Origin of the sequence: Phenylobacterium sp. (genome assembly GCF_030693625.1) — a bacterium.
Classification (GTDB): domain Bacteria; phylum Pseudomonadota; class Alphaproteobacteria; order Caulobacterales; family Caulobacteraceae; genus Phenylobacterium; species Phenylobacterium ferrooxidans.
The window spans coordinates 1-19,727 of the sequence record NZ_JAUYAF010000020.1; the positions used below are offsets into that span (position 1 = coordinate 1).

A 19,727-nucleotide genomic window follows, 5' to 3' on the forward strand; every position below is an offset into this window, starting at 1 on the left:
ATGGCGCCCGCCACGCCGCCCGCGGCCGACCCGAACGCCGCCGCTCCGATGGCGCCGGCGGCTCCGGCCACCGCGCCCGCCCCGGAACCCGAGAAGGTCTACGCCGTCCCCACCACCGGTGAGATCGGCCAGATCATCGACGTGATCAACCGCATCTGCGTGCCCCTGGTGCGTGGCGGCGACATCTCCAAGCTGGCCACCAAGAGCCTGGGCTTCAAGTTCAACCGGCGGGAGGGGACCTATACCCAGACCCTGCAGGCCAAGCCCTACACCCTGACGGTCTTTTCGCCGGGCTCCAACAAGGACGTCTGCCGGATCGCCCTCAACTACACGCTGAACGGCGAGAAGCCGATCATCGTGGGCCTCAACATCTTCTCGCTGCTGCACCAGCCCGAACTGCTCCAGCAGCGCAACGACTTCGTGCCGGCCACCGACTACAAGCGCATCACCAACTCCTGGGAATACTTCACCGACCGCGAGTCGATCGGCCTGGTGTTCCTGCAGCTGAAAAAGCCGGACGGCTCCTCGGTCAACGGCAAGTGGGACATGGGCGAAGTGCTCTACTCGGAACGCAAGTTCTAGGCTTTCAGCCTCCCGCACCTATATGAGTTCAGGCGCTGGAGACGACTCCAGCGCCTTTCTCTTTCCGGGACGGCCCGGTCTTGGGAGGACAGCCATGGCCTGGCTCATCCTGTTCGTCGCCGGTCTCTGTGAAATCGGCTGGGCCGTCGGCTTGAAATACACCGACGGCTTCACGCGGCTCTGGCCCACGGTGTTCACCGGGGCGAGCCTGCTGGTGTCCATGGCCCTGCTGGGGATCGCCATGAAGTCCTTGCCGCTGGGGACCGCCTACGCGGTCTGGACCGGCATCGGCGCGGTGGGGACGGTGATCCTCGGGATCGTGCTGTTCAAGGAGCCGGCGACGGTGGCGCGCCTGGTCTGCGTCGGCCTGATCGTGGCGGGTATCCTGGGGCTGAAACTCTTCAGCTCACCGCAGACATAACTTAATTAAAACAATAGGGTAGAGCTTGATCCCCAGGGGGTTGAGAACCACTTCACGCGGCCCCTGAAGTGGCCCGGCCGTCGACCTGTTCCAGCCAGTCCCAGGCCTGGGTGGCCACGTCCTGCCATCCGGTCTCCCCCAGCAGCCAGTGGCTCATGCCGGCCATCTCGACGTAGTCGGCGTCCAGGCGCTGGGCGGTCTGGCGGCCGGTCATCGGCGGGTGGACCACGTCGCGCTGCCCCACCATCACCAGGCAGGGGATCCCGATGCCGCCGGTTCCGACGCTGGTGGTCATGAAGGGATCGAGCCACCAGTTCAAGGCCTCCCACAGCGCCCGGCCGCTCTCGGGGCGCAGGCGCTGCACCGTGGCCTCGCGCGCGGCCGACGGCATGCGGTCGAGGCTGTAGGTGCGCATCAGGGTGCGGTCGGGGCTGATGCTGTGGGTGAAGGCCGCTCCCATCATCAAGCCAAAGGCGGTGACCGCCTCTTCCATGGAAGACCCGGCGACGCCCCAGGGGGGCGAGGGAGCCAGCAGGATCAGGGCCTTGGGCGGCGTCCGCTTGGCCGCGAGCTGGGCCACCAGGCCTCCGAGCGAGTGACCGATGAGGATCGGGGGCTCGGGCAGGCCGGCGCACAGCTCGGCGATGTCCCTGGCGTAGTCGGTCATCGAGACGCCGGCGACGGCGCCCGGGCGGTCGTCGTCGCCATGGCCGCGCAGGTCCGGCGTCAGGACGGTATGGCCGGCGGCCTCGAAGGGCCCGCGGAAGGCCTCGAAGGCCCAGCCGCCACAGAAGGCGCCGTGGACCATGACGATGGGTGCGGCCATCAGGCGGCGCGACCCGGCAGGCCCGCGAAATCGTGGAAGGCGGTGATCACCGCTTCATAGGTGGCCTTCTTGAAGGGCACCACCAGGCCCGGCGCCTCGGCGAGCCGGCCCCAACGCCAGGCGTCAAACTCCGGATGTCCCTGGCCCCCGAGGTCGATCTCGGTCTCCTCGCCGTCGAACCTCAGGGCGAACCAGACCTGGCGCTGCCCCTTCCAGCCCTTGGCGATCTTGCTGCCGCTGTGGCCGGGGGGAAAATCATAGGCCATCCAGCCGTCGGTGCGGCCCAGCAGGGTGGTGGAGACGACCCCGGTTTCCTCGGCCAGCTCGCGCCGGGCGGCGACATAGAGATCCTCGCCGGCGTCGACGCCGCCTTGCGGAAATTGCCAGTTGTAGGGCTCGGGCGTGTTGACCCGGCGCCCCAGCCAGACGCGGCCGTCGGGGTGAAAAAGCACCACCCCCACGTTGGGGCGATAGGCGGCGAGGTCGTCCATGGGCGCGAGGTCTTATCTGCGAGTGGTCAGCGCCGAAGCGGGCGCAAGTTGGTAACCCCTAGACTCCACTGATTGTGCCCACTGCGCCACCTGAGTCAGCGTCACAGGGTATGCGAAACCCGATCCCAGAGCCTGGCCATGCTGCAGGGCGCCGGCTTCGAGGGACAGCAGCTGCTGATCGATGGCCTCCACGGAGAGCTGGTCGTCGACGATGCGGTCGGCCGAGGCCCGCGGCAGGCCGCCGCCGCGCCGCGCCGCCGAACCGTCGTCGATGAAGGCCAGGCCGCGGCCGCGCAGGGCGCCGGTGAAGGCGGTCATGGCGCTGTCGGAGCCGACGAAGCGCGAGCCGAGATAGTTGGTCACCCCGAAATAGCCGGTGGCGCGGCTGAGCAGCCATTCCAGCTTCTTGACCGTCTCCTGGCCCTGGGCCTGGGCCATCAGGGTGTAGGGGCCAGGATCGTTGTCGGGATAGTCCACCGGCTCCATGGGGGCCTCCAGCAGCACCTCGTGGCCGTTCTGGCGCGCCAGGTCGATCCAGCCCTGCAGGCCGTCGGAATAGGGCACGAAGGACAGGGTGATCTCGGGGGGCAGGTTTTCGATGGCCTGACGGGTGGCCGTCGCGTTCAGGCCGAGGCCGCCGATCACCAGGGCGACCTTGGGCCGGCCATTGCTGGCGAAGGGCCGGGCATAGGCCTGGGCGGGCGTCTTGCCCCCCGGGCCGATGATGGGCAGCAGGCCGCCGGAGCCCTGGGCGGTGAGGCCCGCGATGGGGGCCGGCGGCAGGGGGTCGGCGGCGTGGAAGGCCTGGGCGCCGGGAACGGTGATCACCGCCTGGCCGAAGGCGGCGCCGGGTCCAAGCGGGTTCTCCGAGAGCCGGAAAATGTCTGTTGATAGAGTGGTCCCGCCGGGGTTGTCGGCGGTCAGGGCCTCCCGCCAGCCCGGGGGCGCGGCCATGGCCGCCACCTTGGCCAAGCTGATGCGCACCACCGGGGTTCCCGCCTTGGGGTCGCCCATCAGGGTGACCAGGATCAGGGCCGCGGACATGAACAGGAAGGCCGCGCCGCCGGCGCCCACATAGGGGTTGGCGATGGCCTTGGCCAACAGCGCCTGGGCGTTGAGCCCCGGCGCTGGGGCGGCGGCGACCGCGACGAGCTTTTTCTTGGAAAACATAGGCATGACCACGCGAGGCTTCAGTCCGGAGCCTGAGGGATCATGGTTAATGAAGGGCTACTTTTCGCCGCGCCGCAGCATGGCGAAGGGCCGCAGGCGGCGCCGCAGCGCCGCCTGGGCGATTACTTGGCGACCGGCTTGGGTTCGAGCTTGGGCAGCTTGGAGACCACCTCGGCCATCTTGGCGGTGGGCTTGGGCAGCTTGGGCGTCGCGGCCACCGAACCGTAGCGCAGGACGTCCTTGGCCCGGGCCAGCTGGAAGTCGCCAGTGGTGGTGTTGAAGTCGGCCGGCGGAGCCTCGGCCGGCTCATGAGCGCCGATGCGGGTCTTGCCCTCCTCGGCGTTCAGGGCGTTGCGGAAGGATGCCTCGCTGAACTGGAAGGCGCGGTTGGCGATGGACTGGGCCTCATCACGGGTCTCGGCCACTTCCAGGTCCGGCTGGATGCCGGTCTTCTGGATGGAACGCCCCGCCGGGGTGTAGTAACGCGCGGTGGTGAGCTTCAGCGCGCCGTCCACGCCGCCCCGCAGCGGGATGACGGTCTGGACCGAGCCCTTGCCGAAGCTGGTGAGGCCCACCAGTTCCGCGCGCTTGCGGTCCTGCAGGGCGCCGGCGACGATTTCCGCCGCCGAGGCCGAGCCGGAATTGATCAGCACCACCACCGGCAGGCCGCCGGTGACGTCGCCGGCGCGGGCGTTGTAGCGCTCGACGTCGCGGGGATCGCGGCCCCGCTGGGAGACGATCTCGCCGCCATCCAGGAACAGGTCGGAGATGCCGACCGCCTGGTCGAGCAGGCCGCCGGGATTGTTGCGCAGGTCGAGGATCAGCCCCTTCATCTTGGGGTTCTTGGCCCTCAGGTCGACGATGGCCGCCTCGGCCTCGTCGGTGGTCTTTTCGTTGAAGGCCGAGACCCGTAGATAGCCGTAGTCGCCCTCGAGCTTGGCGGTGGCGGACTTGGGCTTGATCACCTCGCGGATCAGCTTGACGTCAAAGGGATCGGTCTTCTCGCGGGCGATGGTCAGGGTGACCGGCTCGCCGGGCTTGCCGCGCATCTGCTTGACCGCGTCATTGACCGACAGGCCAAGCACGCTCCCGCCGTTGACGGCGGTGATGAAGTCGCCAGCCTTGACCCCTGCCCTGAAGGCGGGCGTGCCGTCCATGGGCGAGATCACCTTGACCACGCCGTCCTCGCTGGTGACCTCTATGCCCAGGCCGCCATACTCCCCGCGCGTCTGATCGCGCATGTCGTCGAAGCTCTCGGGGTTCAGATAGCCGGAGTGGGGATCGAGCGAGGTCAGCATGCCGTCGATGGCCGCCTCGATCAGTTTCTTGTCGTCGACCTCGGTGACGTACTGACGCTCGACGGTGTCCAGCACGTCGCCGAACAGCTCGAGCATCTTGTAGGTCTTGGCCCGCGGCTGGGACGAGGCCAGCGCCTGCTGGCTGACATAGGCCATGGAGCCCGCCCCGAGGACGAAGGCCGAAACACCGATCAACAGATACTTGCGCATAGACTAGGCCCTAGGGCTCCCTTGCGGCGGAATTGAGCCGCTTAACCGCTTCACGTCCCCATCAGAACCCCACAGGGCTCCATAGTCTTCACTTAGCCAGCGGTCGGTCTCAAGCCGCTTCCGCCCGTCATCCAGCGCCCCGGATTGACCGGCGCGCCGCGTTCCCGGACCTCCAGATAGAGTTCCGGAGGCGATTGTCGCCCATCGGCCATCCATCCGACAGGCGATCCCGCCGCGACGGATTGTCCGACATCGACGTTCACCCGGTCCAGGCCAGCCAACACCAGATGGTATCCACCGGCCAATCTTAAGATCAAGATCACACCCCAGCCCTTCACCGGGCCCACATATTGGACAAGTCCGGCGTCGGGCGCCGCGACTTTCGCCCCAGAGGCGGTCTGGATGGTCAGGCCGTTGGCTTTGCCGCCGCCCGGGACCGCCTGTCCGAAGCGCCGGGTGACGGGGCCATCGGCCGGCGCCATCAGGGCCTTGGGCGCGGTGACCTCGCCGTCGTCCTCCTGCAGGGGGGCTTGGTCGCGGAGACCTGGAGGCTGGATCAGCCGGGCCTCGGCCAGCTGGCTGTCGGCGGTGAACAGGGCCTCGCTGGCCACGGCGGCCAGGCGGCGCTGGCGGGCGATCTCTCCCGCCTCGGCGGCGTAGAGCCGGGCGCGGCGCTGCAGCTCGGGCGTGATCGCCTTGACCAGGATGGCGGCGCGAACCGCCGAGACGGCGTCGTCGGGGCTGACCAGCAGGGCGGGTGGCGGATCGCGGCGGAACTGCTCCAGCACGGTCAGCAGGCGCGCCAGGCGGTTGAGGTTGCGACCCTGCTCGGCGGTGAGCACGGTCTCGCGGACATTGAGGCTCTGCAGTTTATCGCGCTCGCTGACCGCCGCCACGGCCACCACGCCCGCCGCCAGGCTGGCGAGGGCGCCGATCACGAAGGCGGGGCGGAGGCTCTGCAAGGGCGCGTCAGTCTCTGTGATAGGGGCCGCCGGCCAGGATGGTGACCGCCCGATAGACCTGTTCGGCCAGCATGGCGCGAGCCAGGGCATGGGGCCATGTCTGCGGCCCGAAGGCCAGCTTGCCGTTGGCGGCGGCCACCAGGGCCGGGTCGAGGCCGTCGGCGCCGCCGATCATGAAGACCAGGCGGCGCACCCCCTGGTCCCGCAGCCGGGCGATCTCGGCGGCGAAGTCACGGGACGCGCGCGCGCTGCCCCGCTCATCGCAGGCGATGACGTGGGCGTCGGTCAGGTGCGGGCGAAGGACATCAGCCTCGGCGGCCTTGCCGGGTTTCTTGGCTTCGACCTCGACCACCTCGACCGGGCCAAGCCCCAGGGCGCGGCCGGCCGCGGTGGCGCGGTCCACATAGAGCTTCACCAGCTCGACCTCGGGGGAACGGGCCAGACGCCCGACCGCCAGGATCGTCAGCTTCAAGTGAAGGCGATGTGGGCCGAGTCCACCGACCAGATCTTTTCGATGTTGTAGAAGGAGCGGACCTCGGGACGGAACAGGTGGATGATCACGTCGCCAGTGTCGATCAGCACCCAGTCACAGTGGGGCATGCCCTCGACGCGCACCTTGCCGTAGCCTTCGTCCTTGAGGGCGCGCAGCAGGTGATCGGCCATGGCGCCGACATGGCGGTGCGAACGGCCAGAGGCGACGATCAGGCCGTCGGCCACCGCGCTCTTACCCTTCAGGTCGATGAACACGACATCCTGGGCTTTGTCGTCGTCGAGACGCGCCAGGATCAGGTCTTCCAAAGCGCTGATGCGACTCTGGGGATCGGTGGAAACCTCGGTGGAAACCGCGGTTTCGTGCGCACTCGGCGCAGGGTCAGGGCTCAGCGGGGTAGCTCCTTTTTTGCCTCGCTAAAAGGCCTCATATCATGATTGCGCGGAAAGGGGCAGTGCGTGTGCGATCACGATCTTGAGCCGCCCATCCGCGCCCGCATGGCGGTGGACGAGAGGAAGTTGAGGGGGCCGGTGAGGAACACCCAGCGAGGCGGCTGGGTCCCCGCCAGGATGGGCCCCTGGCTGGCAGGGCGGCGCGCATGGCTGAACCGTTGCGCGGCGGGCGAGAAGCGGCTTCTCAGGGAGATCCACGGCCGCGAGACTACGGCGACCGGTGCGCCGCCCATGATCTGCGTCCAACCACGCCAGCGGTGGAAGCTGGCCAGGCTGTCGGCGCCCATGATCCAGACGAATTTCACTCCCGGATAGCGGGCCTTCAGAACCCGAAGGGTGTCGATGGTGTAGGTGGAGCCGATGGCGGTCTCGGCGTCGGAGACGATCATCGCCCGGCCGCGAGCCACCTTGCGCACCCCGGCCATCCGCTCGGCGAGGCTGGCGGTCTCGCGGCTGGATTTCAGCGGGTTCTGCGGCGAGACCAGCCAGATGACGCGATCCAGCTTCAGCCGCTTGCGCGCGGTCTCGGCCACATGGGCATGGCCGGCGTGGACCGGATTGAACGAGCCGCCATAGAGCCCGACCCGCATGCCCCGCGTGAGCGTGAAGCCCAGGCGCAGGGTCGCGGGCCGGCCGGCCTCAGGGACGCGCCGGGCGGGTCCGGCGAACCACATGGGCTTCACTCTGGATCAAAACCGCTTCGCCGTATCGGGATTGCGGTCGAGGTTGAGGTCGGTCTGGCGGACCCGGGCGCGGACGGTGAAGACCCCGTCTCCCGCCAGGACCCCGCCGCGGGCGAACAGGCGGCCATGCTCCCAGTTGGAGAGGCCGAGTTCGGGGCGGTTCAGGGCGTACTGGCCGTCCACCCAGCGGGTGAAGCCGTCACCGGTGAAGGGAGCGTCGATGGCCCCGTAGAAGCGGTCGTGGGCCTGGGCGTCCTGCGAGATCAGGCTGGCGGCGAAGCGGGGGCTGTAGCGGTTGAAGAGGGCGACAGCCTGGGCGGCGTCCTCGACAATCATCAGGGAGACCTCAGGGGTCTCCTCCCACTCCCACTCCCGGCCAAGGTCGCCCTCGGCCAGCCGTTCCACCAGGGGCTCCTCGCGCTCGCCCCCGGCGCGGGCGACGGTGACCCGGGCGTCGCGCCAGCCGGCGGGGATGTAGCGTTCGCAGCCCTCCACCACGTGCAGCTTGGCGCCCTTGCGACGCTCGCCGGCGGCCTGCAGGGCGCGCAGGAAGACGGGGACCAGCTCCTCGGCCCGCTCGCGCACGATGCAGCAGACATTCAGGGTGTTGCAGACCTTGCGGTCCAGGGAGTGGTAGGCGGCGGCCTCGAAGCGGTTGGCGTCTGCGGCGACATCGGCCACCATCCAGGCGCCCCCCGTGCCGTGCAGGCTGACCGGGGTCCCGGCCTGGCGGGCGATGGCGCCCAGCTGGGCCACGGCGGGGCCGGAGCCTCGGGCGACGGCCAGGGCCAGGCGCTGGTCGGAGAACATGGCCCAGCCGGCGGCATGCTCGGCGCTATCGACCAGGGCCGCGGCGCCCGGGGGGAGGCCGGCCTGCGCCAAGGCGGGATCCAGGGCGTGCTCGACGATGGCGCGCGCGGTGCCCAGGGCGTCGGAGCCGATGCGGAAGACTACGGTGTTGCCGGTGCGCAGCACGCCGGTAGCGTCGGCGAACACATTGGGGCGGCCCTCGAAGACGAAGCCGGTGACGCCGAGCGGCGCCATGACCTGATCGACGCTCCAGCCCTCGTGGGTGACGGTCTCAAGCACCTTGCCCCGGGCGGCGGGGGCGTCGCGCCAGGCCCGCAGCCCGGCGATCATGTCGGCGCGCATCGCCGGGCTGACGCTCAGGCGGGTGGTGGAACGGCCCCGATCCTGGGCCCGGGTGACATCGGCGGCGTTGGCGGCGCCGATGGCGGTCCAGACCCCGTCGTCGGCGAGCCTGCCCGCGAAGGCGTCGAAGAAGGCGGTGATGGCGGCGTCGCTGACCGCGCCCATCTTCTGGAAGGCGTCATGGGCCCTGCCCACGGCCCTGTCGGCGAGGGCCTGGACGGCGGCCGGAACGTGCAGCAGGTCGCCGCTGTCCTGCACCACCACCAGCCGGTCACCGGCCTGGAAGGCCTGGGCGAGGGCTGGCGAGACATAGGCCACCCGGTCGCCGCCATAGGGGATGGCCATGCCGGAGGCGAGCGCCGTCAGCCGGCCGTTCGCCGCCTCAACCCTGCCTCCGCCCGCTGCATCGTCCACGTCGACCGCCATATGCTCAAGATGAGCCTTAGTAAGCACCTTTGCCGGGGGCGGCAATTCACCCCCGCACCGCGACAGAATGTCCCGCCGATTAAGCCGTCGTTACCAGTCTGGATCCTACCTTGAGGGGCGAGGGGTGGGAGCCGGCGTCATGAAGAAGATCCTCAGTCTCGGCGCGCTGCTGCAGATCATCGCCGGGGTGATGGTGGCCTCCCTGGTGATCACCTGTGCGGTGATGGCCCTGCACGCCTATCATCGCCAGCAGGCCGCCCAGCGCGTGCTGCTGGCCGCCGAGATCTCGCGCGACCTGTTCCACGCCATGCAGGGCCTGAGGCTGGAGCGCGGCGCGGTCGCCATCGCCCTCACCAAGCCCGGCGTCCCGCCGGCGGAGGCCCTGCGAGGCCTCAACGCCAACCGGGCCGGCACCGACGCCGCGATCAAGTCCGCCCTGGCCCGCCTGCAGCGGGCGCGGCTGGACAGGGTGGTGTCCGACGGCCCGGCCCTGCGCCGGCTGGTGGAGGAGATCGACGCGCGACGCGCGACCTTCCTGCGCCTTCGGCAGGTGACCGACCGCGCGATGGCCGCCCCCGACCCGAACCGGTCCGACGCCCTGCGGCAGACCTGGCTGACCGCCGGCGCCAACCTGGTGGACACCCTGGGCGAGCTCTCGGGACAGCTCTCCAACGAGGCCATCCAGGCCGACCCCTTCATCGCCCGGATGATGACCATCAAGCAGGTGGCCTGGCTGGAGCGCGACGCCGCTGGGCTGGACACCATGCTGCTGGGCGAGGCGGTGGGCCGGGGCCGGCCGCCGACCGCCGCCGAGCGCGAGGCCCTGGCCAAGGTCACCGGCGCGGTGGACGCGCCGCATCGGATGATGAGCAGCCAGGCCGGCCTGGCCTTCAACCCGCCGCGCCTGAAGGCCGCCATCGCCAAGGCTGAACGTCGCTATTTCGTGGAGTTCCGGGCCACGCGGGCCGCAGCGCTCACCGCCCTGTCCACGGGGGCGCCGGTCGACGAGGTGGCGCTCAACCGCGACATGATGGAGAGTCTGCAGAGCCTGATGGACATCGTGGCGGTGAGCTTCGACCTCACCGCCGAGCACGCCGCCCATCAGGTGGAGGCGGCCGAACGCCAGGTGCAGCTCTCGATCGGCCTGATGGTGATCGCCTGCGCCTTCGGCCTGCTGTCGGCGACCTTCATCATCGGCCGGGTGGTGCGCCCGATGGCCAGGATCACCCAGGCCATGGGGGACGTGGCGGCCGGGGACCTGGACAGCGAGATTCCCTTCGAGTTCCGTGAGGACGAGATCGGCCGGCTGGCCCAGGCGCTGGGGGTCTTCCGCCGCAACGCCCTGGAACGCCGGGAGATGGAGGACGTGCTGGTGCGCAGCCAGGTCGCCAAGGAGGCGGCCGAGAGCGCCAACAAGATGAAGTCCCAGTTCCTGGCCAATATGAGCCACGAGATCCGCACGCCCCTGAACGGCGTGCTGGGCATGGTCCAGGTGATGGAGCGCGAGGCCCTGGCCCCCGATCAGCGGGAGCGGCTGCACATCATCCGCGATTCCGGCGCCGGCCTGCTGCAGGTGCTGAACGACGTGCTGGATATCTCGAAGATCGAGGCGGGCAAGCTGGACCTGGCGCCCGTCGAGTTCGACATCGAGACCCTGGCCACCCGCACGGTGTCCACCTTCACCGGGGCGGCCGCCGCCAAGCGCCTGGACCTGGAAGTCACGGTCGACCTGGACGCCACCGGTGTCTGGCTGGGGGACGCCGACCGCATCCGCCAGATTCTCTCCAACCTGCTCTCCAACGGCGTGAAGTTCACCGATGTCGGGGCCGTGTCCCTGGAGGTGACCACCACGCCCAAGGGCCTGGACTTCATCGTCCGCGACAGCGGCATCGGCATGTCGGCCGAGGCCCTGCCGAAACTGTTTTCCAAGTTCACCCAGGTCGACGACAGCAACGAACGCCGGTTCGGGGGTACGGGCCTGGGCCTGGCCATCAGCCGTGAGCTGGTGGAGCTGATGGGCGGCGCGATCGAGGTGACGAGCTCACCGGGCAAGGGGTCGGAGTTCCGGGTCAGCCTGCCCCTGCCCCGGGTCAGCGAGACCCCCCGCGCCACGGCCAGCGTGACCCCTGGCGAGATCACCCTGCCCCAGGACCGCCCCCTGCGCATCCTGGCGGCCGAGGACAACCCCACCAACCAGAAGGTGTTGGCGGCCCTGCTGGCGCCGCTGGACGTCCAGCTGACGGTGGTCGGCGATGGGCTGCAGGCGGTCTCGACCTGGGCCACGGCCGACTTCGACGTGATCCTGATGGACATCCAGATGCCCGAGATGGGCGGGGTGGCTGCGGCGCTCGCCATCCGCCAGGCAGAGGCCGCGCAGGGCATGCCGCCGATCCCGATCATCGCGCTGTCGGCCAACGCCATGAGCCATCAGATCGCCGAGTACATGGCTGCCGGCATGACCGCCTATGTCGCCAAGCCGATCGAGGTGGGCGTGCTGTACGAGACCATCGGCGACGCCCTGGCGATCGGCGAAACCCGCCCGGGAGTCCAGGCGCAGGCGGTCTAGCCGGCGGCGGCCTCGGCCGGGGCGTGGCCCAGGGCCAGGTCGTCGGCATGGATCACCGGACCTGAGGTGTAACCCAGGACTCCCTCGATGGCGTCGGACTTGAGGCCCCGGATGGCGACGGCGTCGGCGCTGTCGTAGCGGGTCAGGCCCCGGCCGATCTCGCGGCCCGCCTCGTCGCGCACGACGACGGCGTCACCCTTCTCGAATCGACCCTCGACCGCCCTTATGCCGGCCGCCAGCAGGCTCTTGCCGGTGGACAGGGCGCGGGCGGCGCCATTGTCCACCACGAGGGTTCCGGCGGGCGCGAGCGTTCCGGCGATCCAGGCCTTGTAGGCGGCCTTGGCGCTCAGGGCGGGCTCGATGACGGTGGCGGGTTCGCCGGCTTCCAGAGCCGCCAGGGGCGAGGGGCGGCGACCCAGGGTGATGACGGTGGCGCAGCCGGCCGACTGGGCCATACGGGCTGCGGCGATCTTGGTGGCCATGCCGCCGGTGCCGACCCCGGCGCTGGCGTTGGCGCCCCCGGCCATGGCCTCGATCTCCGGCGTCAGGTGGGTGATGCGGGCCAGGTGCTTGGCGTCAGGATTGCTACGGGGATCGGCGGTGTAGAGGCCGTCGATGTCCGAGAGCAGGATCAGCACGTCGGCGCCGATCATCTGGGCGACCCGGGCGGCCAGGCGATCATTGTCACCGTAGCGGATTTCCTCGGTGACCACGGTGTCGTTCTCGTTGACCACGGGGACCACGCCCAGGTCCAGCAGGGTCTCGACAGTGGCGCGCGCGTTCAGCCAGCGGTGCCGGACCTCGGTGTCGTCGCGGGTCAGCAGCACCTGGGCGGCGTGGATGTCGTGGGGCTCCAGGGCCTCTTCCCAGGCCCGCATCAGGGCCGACTGGCCGGCGGCGGCGGCGGCCTGTTTCTCGGGCAGGGTCAGGGAGCGCTTCGCCAGCATCAGCCGGCGGCGACCTAGGGCCACGGCGCCGGAGGAGACCACCAGCACCTGCTGGCCGCGAGCCCGGAGGCGTGCGACGTCGGCGGCGAAGGCGGCCAGCCAGAGGGTGTCGGCGGTTCCGTCCTCCCCCACCAGCAGGGCCGAGCCGACCTTGACGACGACCCGGCGGGCGCGCTCGATCCCGCTCACGGTTTCCAGCCCACTTCGTCCTCGCCGCCCTTACCCACCGCCGCCGCGGCCTTGCGGTCGCGCACCAGGGCGTAGGCCTCACGCAGGATCTCCTTCACCCCGGTCCCGGCGACGGCGGAGACCAGGCGGACCGGCACGCCGGCGGCTTCCTCCAGCGCCTCGCGCTGCATCTCCACCGTGCTCTCGTCCAGGGCGTCGATCTTGTTGAGCGCGATGATCTCGGTCTTGTCCCCCAACTCCTCGCCATAGGCCTCGAGTTCGTGCCGCACCGTTTTCCAGGCCTCCACGACGTCGGTCTGGGTAGAGTCGATCAGGTGGATCAGCACCGCGGTGCGCTCCACATGTCCCAGGAAGCGGGTCCCGAGGCCCGCCCCGTCCGACGCGCCCTCGATCAGGCCCGGAATGTCGGCCAGGACGAAGCGCTCACTGGGGGAGAGGTCCACGATGCCGAGATTGGGGTGGATGGTGGTGAAGGGATAGTCGGCGATCTTGGGCTTGGCGGCGCTGGCGGCGGCCAGGAAGGTGGACTTCCCGGCGTTGGGCAGGCCGGCCAGGCCGACATCGGCGATCAGCTTCAGCCGCAGCCAGATCCAGCGCTCCTCGCCCTCCTGGCCGGGGTTGGCGTGATAGGGGGCCTGGTTGATAGAGCTCTTGAAGCGGTCGTTGCCCCAGCCGCCATTGCCGCCCTTGGCCAGCAGGAACCGCTGGCCGGGGGTGTCCATGTCGACGATCAGGGTTTCCTTGTCCTCCTCCAGCACCTGGGTGCCGACGGGGACCTTCATGACGATGTCCTCGCCGGCCGCGCCGTGGCGGTTGCGGCCCATGCCGTGGGTGCCGGTCTCGGCCTTGAAATGCTGGCTGTATCGGAAGTCGATCAGGGTGTTGAGGCCGTCCATGGCCTCGATCCAGACGTCGCCGCCCCGGCCGCCGTCGCCGCCGTCGGGGCCGCCGTATTCGATATACTTCTCGCGCCGGAAGGAGACGGCGCCGCCGCCCCCGTTGCCGGAGCGGATATAGACCTTGCACTGGTCGAGGAATTTCATCGGGTCAGGATCCGGTCGCCCACGAGCTTCACGGTCGCGGCGGCCAATAGGGTTTTCAGAAGCGCGCCGGGAAGAAAGGGCGCGACGCCGCCGGCGAAGGCGGCCTTGGCCCCCAGTCCGGAGGCAAGCCAGGCGAAGCCCAGCAGCAGGATGACGGCATGGGCGGCGAGGAAACTGGCTGTCAGCGGCAGCCAGTCCCGGCCGGTCCGCGCCGAAAACCAGCCTACCAGGCCGGCGGCGACCAGGAAGCCCAGGAGGTAGCCGCCGGTGGGCCCCACCAGGGCCTCGACGCCGCTCGCCCCGCCGGCCAGGACCGGCAGGCCCATGGCCGCCTGGGCCAGCCAGATGAAGACGATCTCGAGGGCCAGCCGCAGGCCCGACAGGCCCGCGATCACCAGGAGAGCGTAGGTCTGCAGGGTCATGGGCACGGGATACATGGGCGCCTCCGCCCAGGAGGACGCGGCCAGGAGCCAGCTTCCCACCAGGACGGCGCCAACCCGCCACGCCAAGGCGCGCCCTGCGAGCAGGGCGTCCAAGGGCGCTTTGAAGGTGACGGAGGTGGTCAAATGCAGGATCCAGGAGAGTTCGGCGCCCGCCATAGCACGCGAGCGCCGCAAACTCACGCCAGCCAGACCATCATCCGCGAGGGGACGGCCTCGCCGCGGGCGGCCGAGGGCGAGAGCCGGACCTCCCCGGTGTAGAGGAAGCCGCTCTTGCAGAGCACCGAGGCCGAGGCCGGGTTATCGGAGAAGTGGCGCGCCAGGACGTAGCGCCGCTTCCAGTCCGTGTGGGCCCAGACCAGGGCCCCCTTGGCGGCCTCGGTGGCGAACCCCAGGTTCCAGAAGGGGCGGCCGATCCAGCAGCCCATTTCGGCGCGGCCGTTCTCGCTGTCGAAACCCACCACTCCGATCGGCCCCTGCTCGGGATGGTCGATGACGAACATGGCCCGATCCTCGGGATCGGCGTCGTCCACCTGGGCGAGATAAGCCTGGGCGTCCTCCAGCCCATAGGGGTGGGGGACGGAGGGGGTCATGCGGGCCAGGTCGCGGTCGTTGAGCAGCTTGGCCACGCGGGGCGCGTCGGTCGTCCGCGGACGGCGCAGCCGCAGCCGCTGCGTCTCGATGACGGGTTCGATCTGGATGGAGCACATCTTGAACCTCCCGGGCCCTCTGGTGGGACCCCTGAAACAGAAAAAGCGGGAGCCCGGCGTTCCGGACTCCCGCTTTTCGGGATTCTATCCGGTCCGCCTGACTGATCGTCGGGGCGGAACCGGAGAAGAAGGGTTCCGCCTAGCTGGCGTTGGTCTCGGCAGCCACCACGTTCACATAGGTGCGATCGTCGCGCTTGGTGACGAACTGCACAGCGCCGTCGGCGGTGGCGAAGAGGGTATGGTCACGGCCCATGCCGACATTCACGCCGGCGAAGAACTTCGTGCCGCGCTGACGAATGATGATGTTGCCGCCGACGACGGCTTCGCCACCGAACTTCTTCACGCCGAGACGACGACCGGCCGAGTCGCGGCCGTTGCGGGATGAACCGCCAGATTTTTTGTGAGCCATTGTGGTCTCCTAAACTTGTCTTGATCCGACGCTTATTCGGCGTCGGGCTTCTTGGCGGCGGCCTTCTTCGGCGCGGCGGGCTTCTTCTCGGCGGCTTCAGCCTTGGGCGCAGCGACGACCTTGGGAGCAGCAGCCTTCTTGGCGGCGGCGGCGGGCGCGGCGGCCTTTTCGGCGGCGAGCGCGGCCTTGGCGGTCGCGGCTTCCTCCAGCTTCAGGTTCCGGGCGCGCGCGTTGAGCACCGCCTTGGTGGTCATGTCCACCACGCCGTCCCAGTTCACGGTCTTGCCGGCGCCGGCCACCGAGGTGACGCGCAGGACGCTCTCGTGCTGGCGATGGCCACGGGTGCGGCGATAGCCCTGACGGCGGCGCTTCTTGAAGATCTTGACCTTCAGGCCCTTGCGGGTCTCGATCAGGGTGGCGCTGACGGTGGCGCCTTCCACGATCGGAGCGCCCAGGGTGATGGTTTCGCCATCGCCCAGCATCAGGACGTCGCCGAAGGCCACATTGGCGCCCGGCTCACCTTCAAGCTTTTCGACGACGAGAAGGTCGCCCGCCTGAACCCGGTACTGCTTACCGCCGGTTTTGATCACCGCGTACATCGTTCGCGCCTTGAGACTTTAGCAAAAAAGGATGACGCCCGCGGGAAGGTCCTGCGTGCGAAGGCGCGGACTTATACAGACGACCCCCGCCAAGTCAACGCAAGCCGCTGTCGATTCAGTGACCTCCGGAAGACTCTCCCGGACGCAGGCTGGCGAGCGTCTTGCCGGCGACGTCGCGTTCGCTCTCCCAGTTGGCCACCACGGCCCTGGAGACCTGCTGCATGAAGGCCAGGCGGGCGGGGACCGGCTTGGTGGTGCGCTTCATCAGGACCACCACGGCGTAGGACCGACCATCGGGGGCGGTGAGCACGGCGACGTCGTTGATGCCGATGGAGCCGCCGCGCCAGTCCTGGCCGGTGCCGGTCTTGTGGGCGATGGACCAGCCCGAGGGCAGGCCGCCCTTCAGGCGCCGGGGGCCGGTGCGGGCCTCCGACATGGTGGCGAGGAAGGTGTCGGTGGATTCCTGCGACAAAAGCTCGCCGCGCTTCAGGGCCACCAGGGCGGTGGCCACGCCGGCCGGGGTCGCGCCGTCCAGGGGGTTTTCGAGATAGGCGTGCATGGCGGCGTCCCGCACGGCGTCGGGCAGCCGGGCCCGGGCGTCCTTGAAATTGCCGCCGATGCCCATCTCCGGGCTCCAGGTCAGGCCGGCGATCTTGGCCTGCAGGTTCTTCTCGTCGGCGCCCATGCGGATGCCGGTGAGGTTCTTGCGGGCCAGCATGTCGGCCACGGCGTCGACGCCGCCCACCTCGGCCAGCAGCTTGTCGTTAGCGGCGTTGTCGCTCTCGATCAGGGCCCGGCGCACCAGGTCGCGCAGGGTGGTGGCGTAGCCGGTGGCGCCGATCTTGTGAGAGATGGGCTGGAAGAAGACGCTGCGGTCGTGCGGCCCGAGGACCACCGCCTGGTCCAGGCTGAGCTTGCCCTGGTCCAGGGCGTCCATGGTGGTCATGGCCACCCAGAGCTTGGAGACGCTCTGCTGCGGGAAGGCGTCGTCGCCGGCCACCTGGGCCATCCAGCCCTCGTTGGTGTCGGCCACGGCGATGCCGACAGTCTCGCGATAGCTGGCCGCCAGTTCGTCCAGGCGCTTCTGCAGCGCCTCGGGCGGCGGGCCGGGTTTGGGGCGCGGAGGGACGTGAGGCCGAGGCGCGCCGGTTCCGGCGGCCAGGATGGTGGGGGGCGGAGCCTTTTCAGGCGTGCCGATGGCCACATAGGTCCCGCCCATGATGGCCAGGCCGCCCAGGACCGCCAGGGCCGAGGCCGGTCGCCAGCGGGCGGACCAGAACATCCGGGTGTCGAAGAGGAAGTCGCGTCTAGCCTGGGGCCACTCCGCCGTGCGGTCCTCGATCCAGGTCAGGGCTCGAAGGCTGGCGACAAGCAGAGACAGGCCGCGGTCGGATACGCCGTCCACGCCCGACCGGCCCCAAGCCCGTAGCTGCCCAAGCCCTTGATTCATCACGTCTTGAAAACGCCGATCCGGCCACCTTGGTCAAGGAGTCAGGTGGTCGCGGACTTCCACAGTTACGTGACTGAGCCCCGCGAGGCCCGCCAGGCGGGCGCGATAGGCCTGCGGCGCCTGCGGAGCGGCCGCGGCGAGGACGACGATTGCGGCGTGATGGCCGGGGCCCAGGCGCCACAGATGCAGGTCCAGAATTCGCTCCCCCTCGCCCTCCAGGCGGGCGCGGATCTGCGCGGTGAGCTCGGGGCTGGGATTGATGTCCAGCAGCACGGCGCCCGTGCGGCTGAGCAGCCGCCAGGCGAAGTGGGCCAGCAGGGCCGCACCCACCAGGGCGGCCACCGGATCGGTCCAGCTCCAGCCCAGGTAGCGGCCGGCGGCCAGGCCGGCGATGGCCAGCCCGGAGATCACCGCGTCCCCCGCCAGATGCAGGTGGGCGGCCGACAGGTTCAGATCCCCGTCCCGATCATGGGCGTGGCTCTGGGCCGGCTTCAGCAGCCAGACGCAGACCAGGTTCACCGCCAGGGCGGCGGCGGCCAGGACCAGGGCGCCGTCATATTCCACCTCCGCAGGCGCGAGCAGGCGCTCCACGCTCTCGATGGTGATCAGCAGGGCGGTGACCCCCAGGACCGCGGCGTTGGCGAAGCCGGCCAGGTAGCCCACCTTGCCGGTGCCGAAGGAGAAACGCGGGTCGGTGGAATAGGTGCGGGCCACGGCATAGGCGCCGGCGGCCACCAGCAGGGCGGCCAGGTGGGCGCCCATGTGCAGGCCGTTGGCCACCAGGGCCATGGAGTTAAACATCAGCCCGCCGGTCACCTGCGCCGCCAGGGTGGCCAGGCAGATCGTCGCCACGATCCAGGTCCGGCGCTCATTGCGCGCGTGATCGGCGCCCAGATAGACCCGGTCGCCCCGGAAGGCGTCCATCGGCTCGTCGGCGGGGGGTTCGGCGGTGGTCACGGTCGCCTATATATAGAGTGCTGGGGCAAGGGAGTGGAGCGGTGTTATTCTATAACACTTGTCCGAGGTCAAGCGATCCCGTGCGCGGCGCCTGTTCCATCCCGCGCCGACAATGACTAGATGAGCCCCATGAACGCCAAGACCCCCGTCACCGTCCTCACCGGCTATCTCGGCGCCGGCAAGACCACCCTGCTCAACCGCATCCTCACGGAGGACCATGGCAAGCGCTACGCCGTGATCGTCAACGAGTTCGGCGAGGTGGGCATCGATAACGAACTGATCGTCGGCGCCGACGAGGAAGTGTTCGAGATGAACAACGGCTGCGTCTGCTGCACGGTGCGCGGCGACCTGATCCGGGTGCTCTCAGGGCTCATGAAGCGCAAGGGCGGTTTCGACGCCATCATCGTGGAGACCACCGGCCTGGCCGATCCCGGCCCCGTGGCCCAGACCTTCTTCGTCGACGACGACGTGAAGGCCAAGACGCAGCTCGACAGCGTCACCACCGTGGTGGACGCCAAGCACCTGCCCCTGCGCCTGGCCGATTCCCGGGAAGCGGTCGAGCAGATCGCCTTCGCCGACCAGATCGTACTGAACAAGACCGACCTGGTGACGGACGCCGAACTGAAGGCCGTGGAGGCCGCGATCCGCCGGATCAATCCCCTGGCCCCCATTCATCGGGCGCAGCGCTCCAATGTGCCGCTGGACGCCATCCTGGGCCGTGGCGGCTTCGACCTGGCCCGCATCACCGACATCAGCCCCGAGTTCCTGAACCCCGCGCACGGCGAGGAAGGCCATGTGCATGATGAGGACTGCGATCATGATCATCACGATCACGACCATTCTCACCACGATCACGGCCACGCACATGCGCACGAGGACCATGCGGCCGCGGCCGGTATCCGTGGCGTCTCGCTCACCCTCCGCAAGCCGATCCACGGCCAGAGGGTCACCAACTGGCTGAACCAGCTTCTGGCCGACCAGGGCCCCGACATCCTGCGGGCCAAGGGGATCCTGGACGTGGCCGGGGATGAGCGCCGACTGGTGTTCCAGGCGGTGCACATGATTCTGGAGGGCGACTTCCAGCGCGACTGGAAACCTGAGGAGGACCGCTTCAGCCGGATGGTCTTCATCGGCCGCAATCTGGACGAGGCCGCCCTGAGGGCCGGCTTCGAGGCCTGCGCGGCTTAAGAGCTCCAGATGGTCCCCTCCTGGGGGAGCTGTCAGCGAAGCTGACTGAGAGGAGCTTGGACCCTT

General features: G+C 69.4%; 21 protein-coding genes. 4 read left to right on the forward strand and 17 right to left on the reverse strand.

Annotation, left to right across the window (positions count from 1 at the left end; all coding sequences use genetic code 11):
* The coding region (locus Q8N10_RS03770; protein WP_305663867.1) for a hypothetical protein at window positions 1-582 on the forward strand (582 nt) is incomplete at its 5' end.
* Window positions 583-676: 94 nt separating this feature from the next.
* Window positions 677-1,003, forward strand: a complete 327-nt coding sequence (gene sugE, locus Q8N10_RS03775) for a quaternary ammonium compound efflux SMR transporter SugE (RefSeq protein ID WP_304776099.1) — start codon at window positions 677-679, stop codon at window positions 1,001-1,003.
* A gap of 52 nt (window positions 1,004-1,055) precedes the next feature.
* Here sugE and Q8N10_RS03780 read toward each other — a convergent pair whose 3' ends face one another.
* The 9 genes from Q8N10_RS03780 to Q8N10_RS03820 all read right to left on the reverse strand — a co-directional run bounded on the left by Q8N10_RS03780 (window position 1,056) and on the right by Q8N10_RS03820 (window position 9,151).
* Window positions 1,056-1,829, reverse strand: coding sequence for an alpha/beta fold hydrolase (locus Q8N10_RS03780; protein ID WP_304776097.1), 774 nt, complete (start codon window positions 1,827-1,829; stop codon window positions 1,056-1,058).
* Window positions 1,829-2,320: an RNA pyrophosphohydrolase gene (locus tag Q8N10_RS03785; RefSeq protein ID WP_304776095.1), complete on the reverse strand. Its 492-nt coding sequence runs from the start codon at window positions 2,318-2,320 to the stop codon at window positions 1,829-1,831. Before Q8N10_RS03785 ends, Q8N10_RS03780 begins: the two co-directional genes overlap by 1 nt.
* 12 nt (window positions 2,321-2,332) lie before the next feature.
* Window positions 2,333-3,490 (reverse strand): divergent polysaccharide deacetylase family protein, encoded by a 1,158-nt coding sequence (locus Q8N10_RS03790; protein WP_304776094.1) that lies wholly within the window; start codon window positions 3,488-3,490, stop codon window positions 2,333-2,335.
* Window positions 3,491-3,612: 122 nt separating this feature from the next.
* On the reverse strand, window positions 3,613-4,998 hold the full coding sequence (locus Q8N10_RS03795; protein ID WP_304776093.1) for a S41 family peptidase: 1,386 nt from the start codon (window positions 4,996-4,998) through the stop codon (window positions 3,613-3,615).
* Window positions 4,999-5,090: 92 nt separating this feature from the next.
* Window positions 5,091-5,960 (reverse strand): murein hydrolase activator EnvC, encoded by an 870-nt coding sequence (locus tag Q8N10_RS03800; RefSeq protein ID WP_304776090.1) that lies wholly within the window; start codon window positions 5,958-5,960, stop codon window positions 5,091-5,093.
* A 7-nt stretch (window positions 5,961-5,967) separates the two neighbouring features.
* Window positions 5,968-6,432 carry a 23S rRNA (pseudouridine(1915)-N(3))-methyltransferase RlmH gene (rlmH, locus tag Q8N10_RS03805; protein WP_304776087.1) on the reverse strand — a complete coding sequence of 155 codons (465 nt, stop codon included), beginning with the start codon at window positions 6,430-6,432 and terminating at the stop codon, window positions 5,968-5,970.
* Window positions 6,429-6,842 (reverse strand): ribosome silencing factor, encoded by a 414-nt coding sequence (gene rsfS, locus Q8N10_RS03810; protein ID WP_304776148.1) that lies wholly within the window; start codon window positions 6,840-6,842, stop codon window positions 6,429-6,431. Before rsfS ends, rlmH begins: the two co-directional genes overlap by 4 nt.
* A 74-nt stretch (window positions 6,843-6,916) precedes the next feature.
* Window positions 6,917-7,576 carry a nicotinate-nucleotide adenylyltransferase gene (locus Q8N10_RS03815; RefSeq protein ID WP_304776085.1) on the reverse strand — a complete coding sequence of 220 codons (660 nt, stop codon included), beginning with the start codon at window positions 7,574-7,576 and terminating at the stop codon, window positions 6,917-6,919.
* 15 nt (window positions 7,577-7,591) lie between these two features.
* Window positions 7,592-9,151, reverse strand: a complete 1,560-nt coding sequence (locus Q8N10_RS03820; protein WP_305663868.1) for an aldehyde dehydrogenase family protein — start codon at window positions 9,149-9,151, stop codon at window positions 7,592-7,594.
* A gap of 151 nt (window positions 9,152-9,302) precedes the next feature.
* On the opposite strand from Q8N10_RS03820, the gene Q8N10_RS03825 reads away from it, so the two are divergent.
* The gene (locus tag Q8N10_RS03825) at window positions 9,303-11,729 is read left to right on the forward strand and encodes an ATP-binding protein (RefSeq protein WP_304776082.1); all 2,427 of its coding nucleotides are present in this window, start codon (window positions 9,303-9,305) and stop codon (window positions 11,727-11,729) included.
* On the opposite strand, the gene proB is transcribed toward Q8N10_RS03825, so the two are convergent.
* The 8 genes from proB to Q8N10_RS03865 all read right to left on the reverse strand — a co-directional run bounded on the left by proB (window position 11,726) and on the right by Q8N10_RS03865 (window position 18,473).
* Window positions 11,726-12,874, reverse strand: coding sequence for a glutamate 5-kinase (proB, locus tag Q8N10_RS03830; protein WP_304776146.1), 1,149 nt, complete (start codon window positions 12,872-12,874; stop codon window positions 11,726-11,728). The two genes, Q8N10_RS03825 and proB, sit on opposite strands and share 4 nt — an antisense overlap.
* Window positions 12,862-13,908, reverse strand: a complete 1,047-nt coding sequence (gene obgE / locus Q8N10_RS03835) for a GTPase ObgE (RefSeq protein WP_304776079.1) — start codon at window positions 13,906-13,908, stop codon at window positions 12,862-12,864. Before obgE ends, proB begins: the two co-directional genes overlap by 13 nt.
* Window positions 13,905-14,474, reverse strand: coding sequence for a biotin transporter BioY (locus tag Q8N10_RS03840; protein ID WP_304776077.1), 570 nt, complete (start codon window positions 14,472-14,474; stop codon window positions 13,905-13,907). Before Q8N10_RS03840 ends, obgE begins: the two co-directional genes overlap by 4 nt.
* Window positions 14,475-14,527: 53 nt before the next feature.
* Window positions 14,528-15,058, reverse strand: a complete 531-nt coding sequence (locus Q8N10_RS03845; RefSeq protein WP_304776075.1) for a GNAT family N-acetyltransferase — start codon at window positions 15,056-15,058, stop codon at window positions 14,528-14,530.
* A 139-nt stretch (window positions 15,059-15,197) separates the two neighbouring features.
* A complete protein-coding gene (rpmA, locus tag Q8N10_RS03850) occupies window positions 15,198-15,467 on the reverse strand; it encodes a 50S ribosomal protein L27 (protein WP_215343333.1) in 270 nt (89 codons plus the stop codon).
* A gap of 32 nt (window positions 15,468-15,499) precedes the next feature.
* Entirely contained in the window at window positions 15,500-16,066 is a 567-nt protein-coding gene (gene rplU / locus Q8N10_RS03855) for a 50S ribosomal protein L21 (RefSeq protein ID WP_304776071.1), read from the reverse strand.
* 115 nt (window positions 16,067-16,181) lie between these two features.
* Window positions 16,182-17,471 (reverse strand): serine hydrolase, encoded by a 1,290-nt coding sequence (locus Q8N10_RS03860; RefSeq protein WP_304776069.1) that lies wholly within the window; start codon window positions 17,469-17,471, stop codon window positions 16,182-16,184.
* 78 nt (window positions 17,472-17,549) lie between these two features.
* Window positions 17,550-18,473: a cation diffusion facilitator family transporter gene (locus tag Q8N10_RS03865; protein ID WP_304776066.1), complete on the reverse strand. Its 924-nt coding sequence runs from the start codon at window positions 18,471-18,473 to the stop codon at window positions 17,550-17,552.
* A 120-nt stretch (window positions 18,474-18,593) separates the two neighbouring features.
* On the opposite strand from Q8N10_RS03865, the gene Q8N10_RS03870 reads away from it, so the two are divergent.
* A complete protein-coding gene (locus Q8N10_RS03870; protein ID WP_304776063.1) occupies window positions 18,594-19,661 on the forward strand; it encodes a GTP-binding protein in 1,068 nt (355 codons plus the stop codon).
* Window positions 19,662-19,727 lie beyond the last annotated feature (66 nt).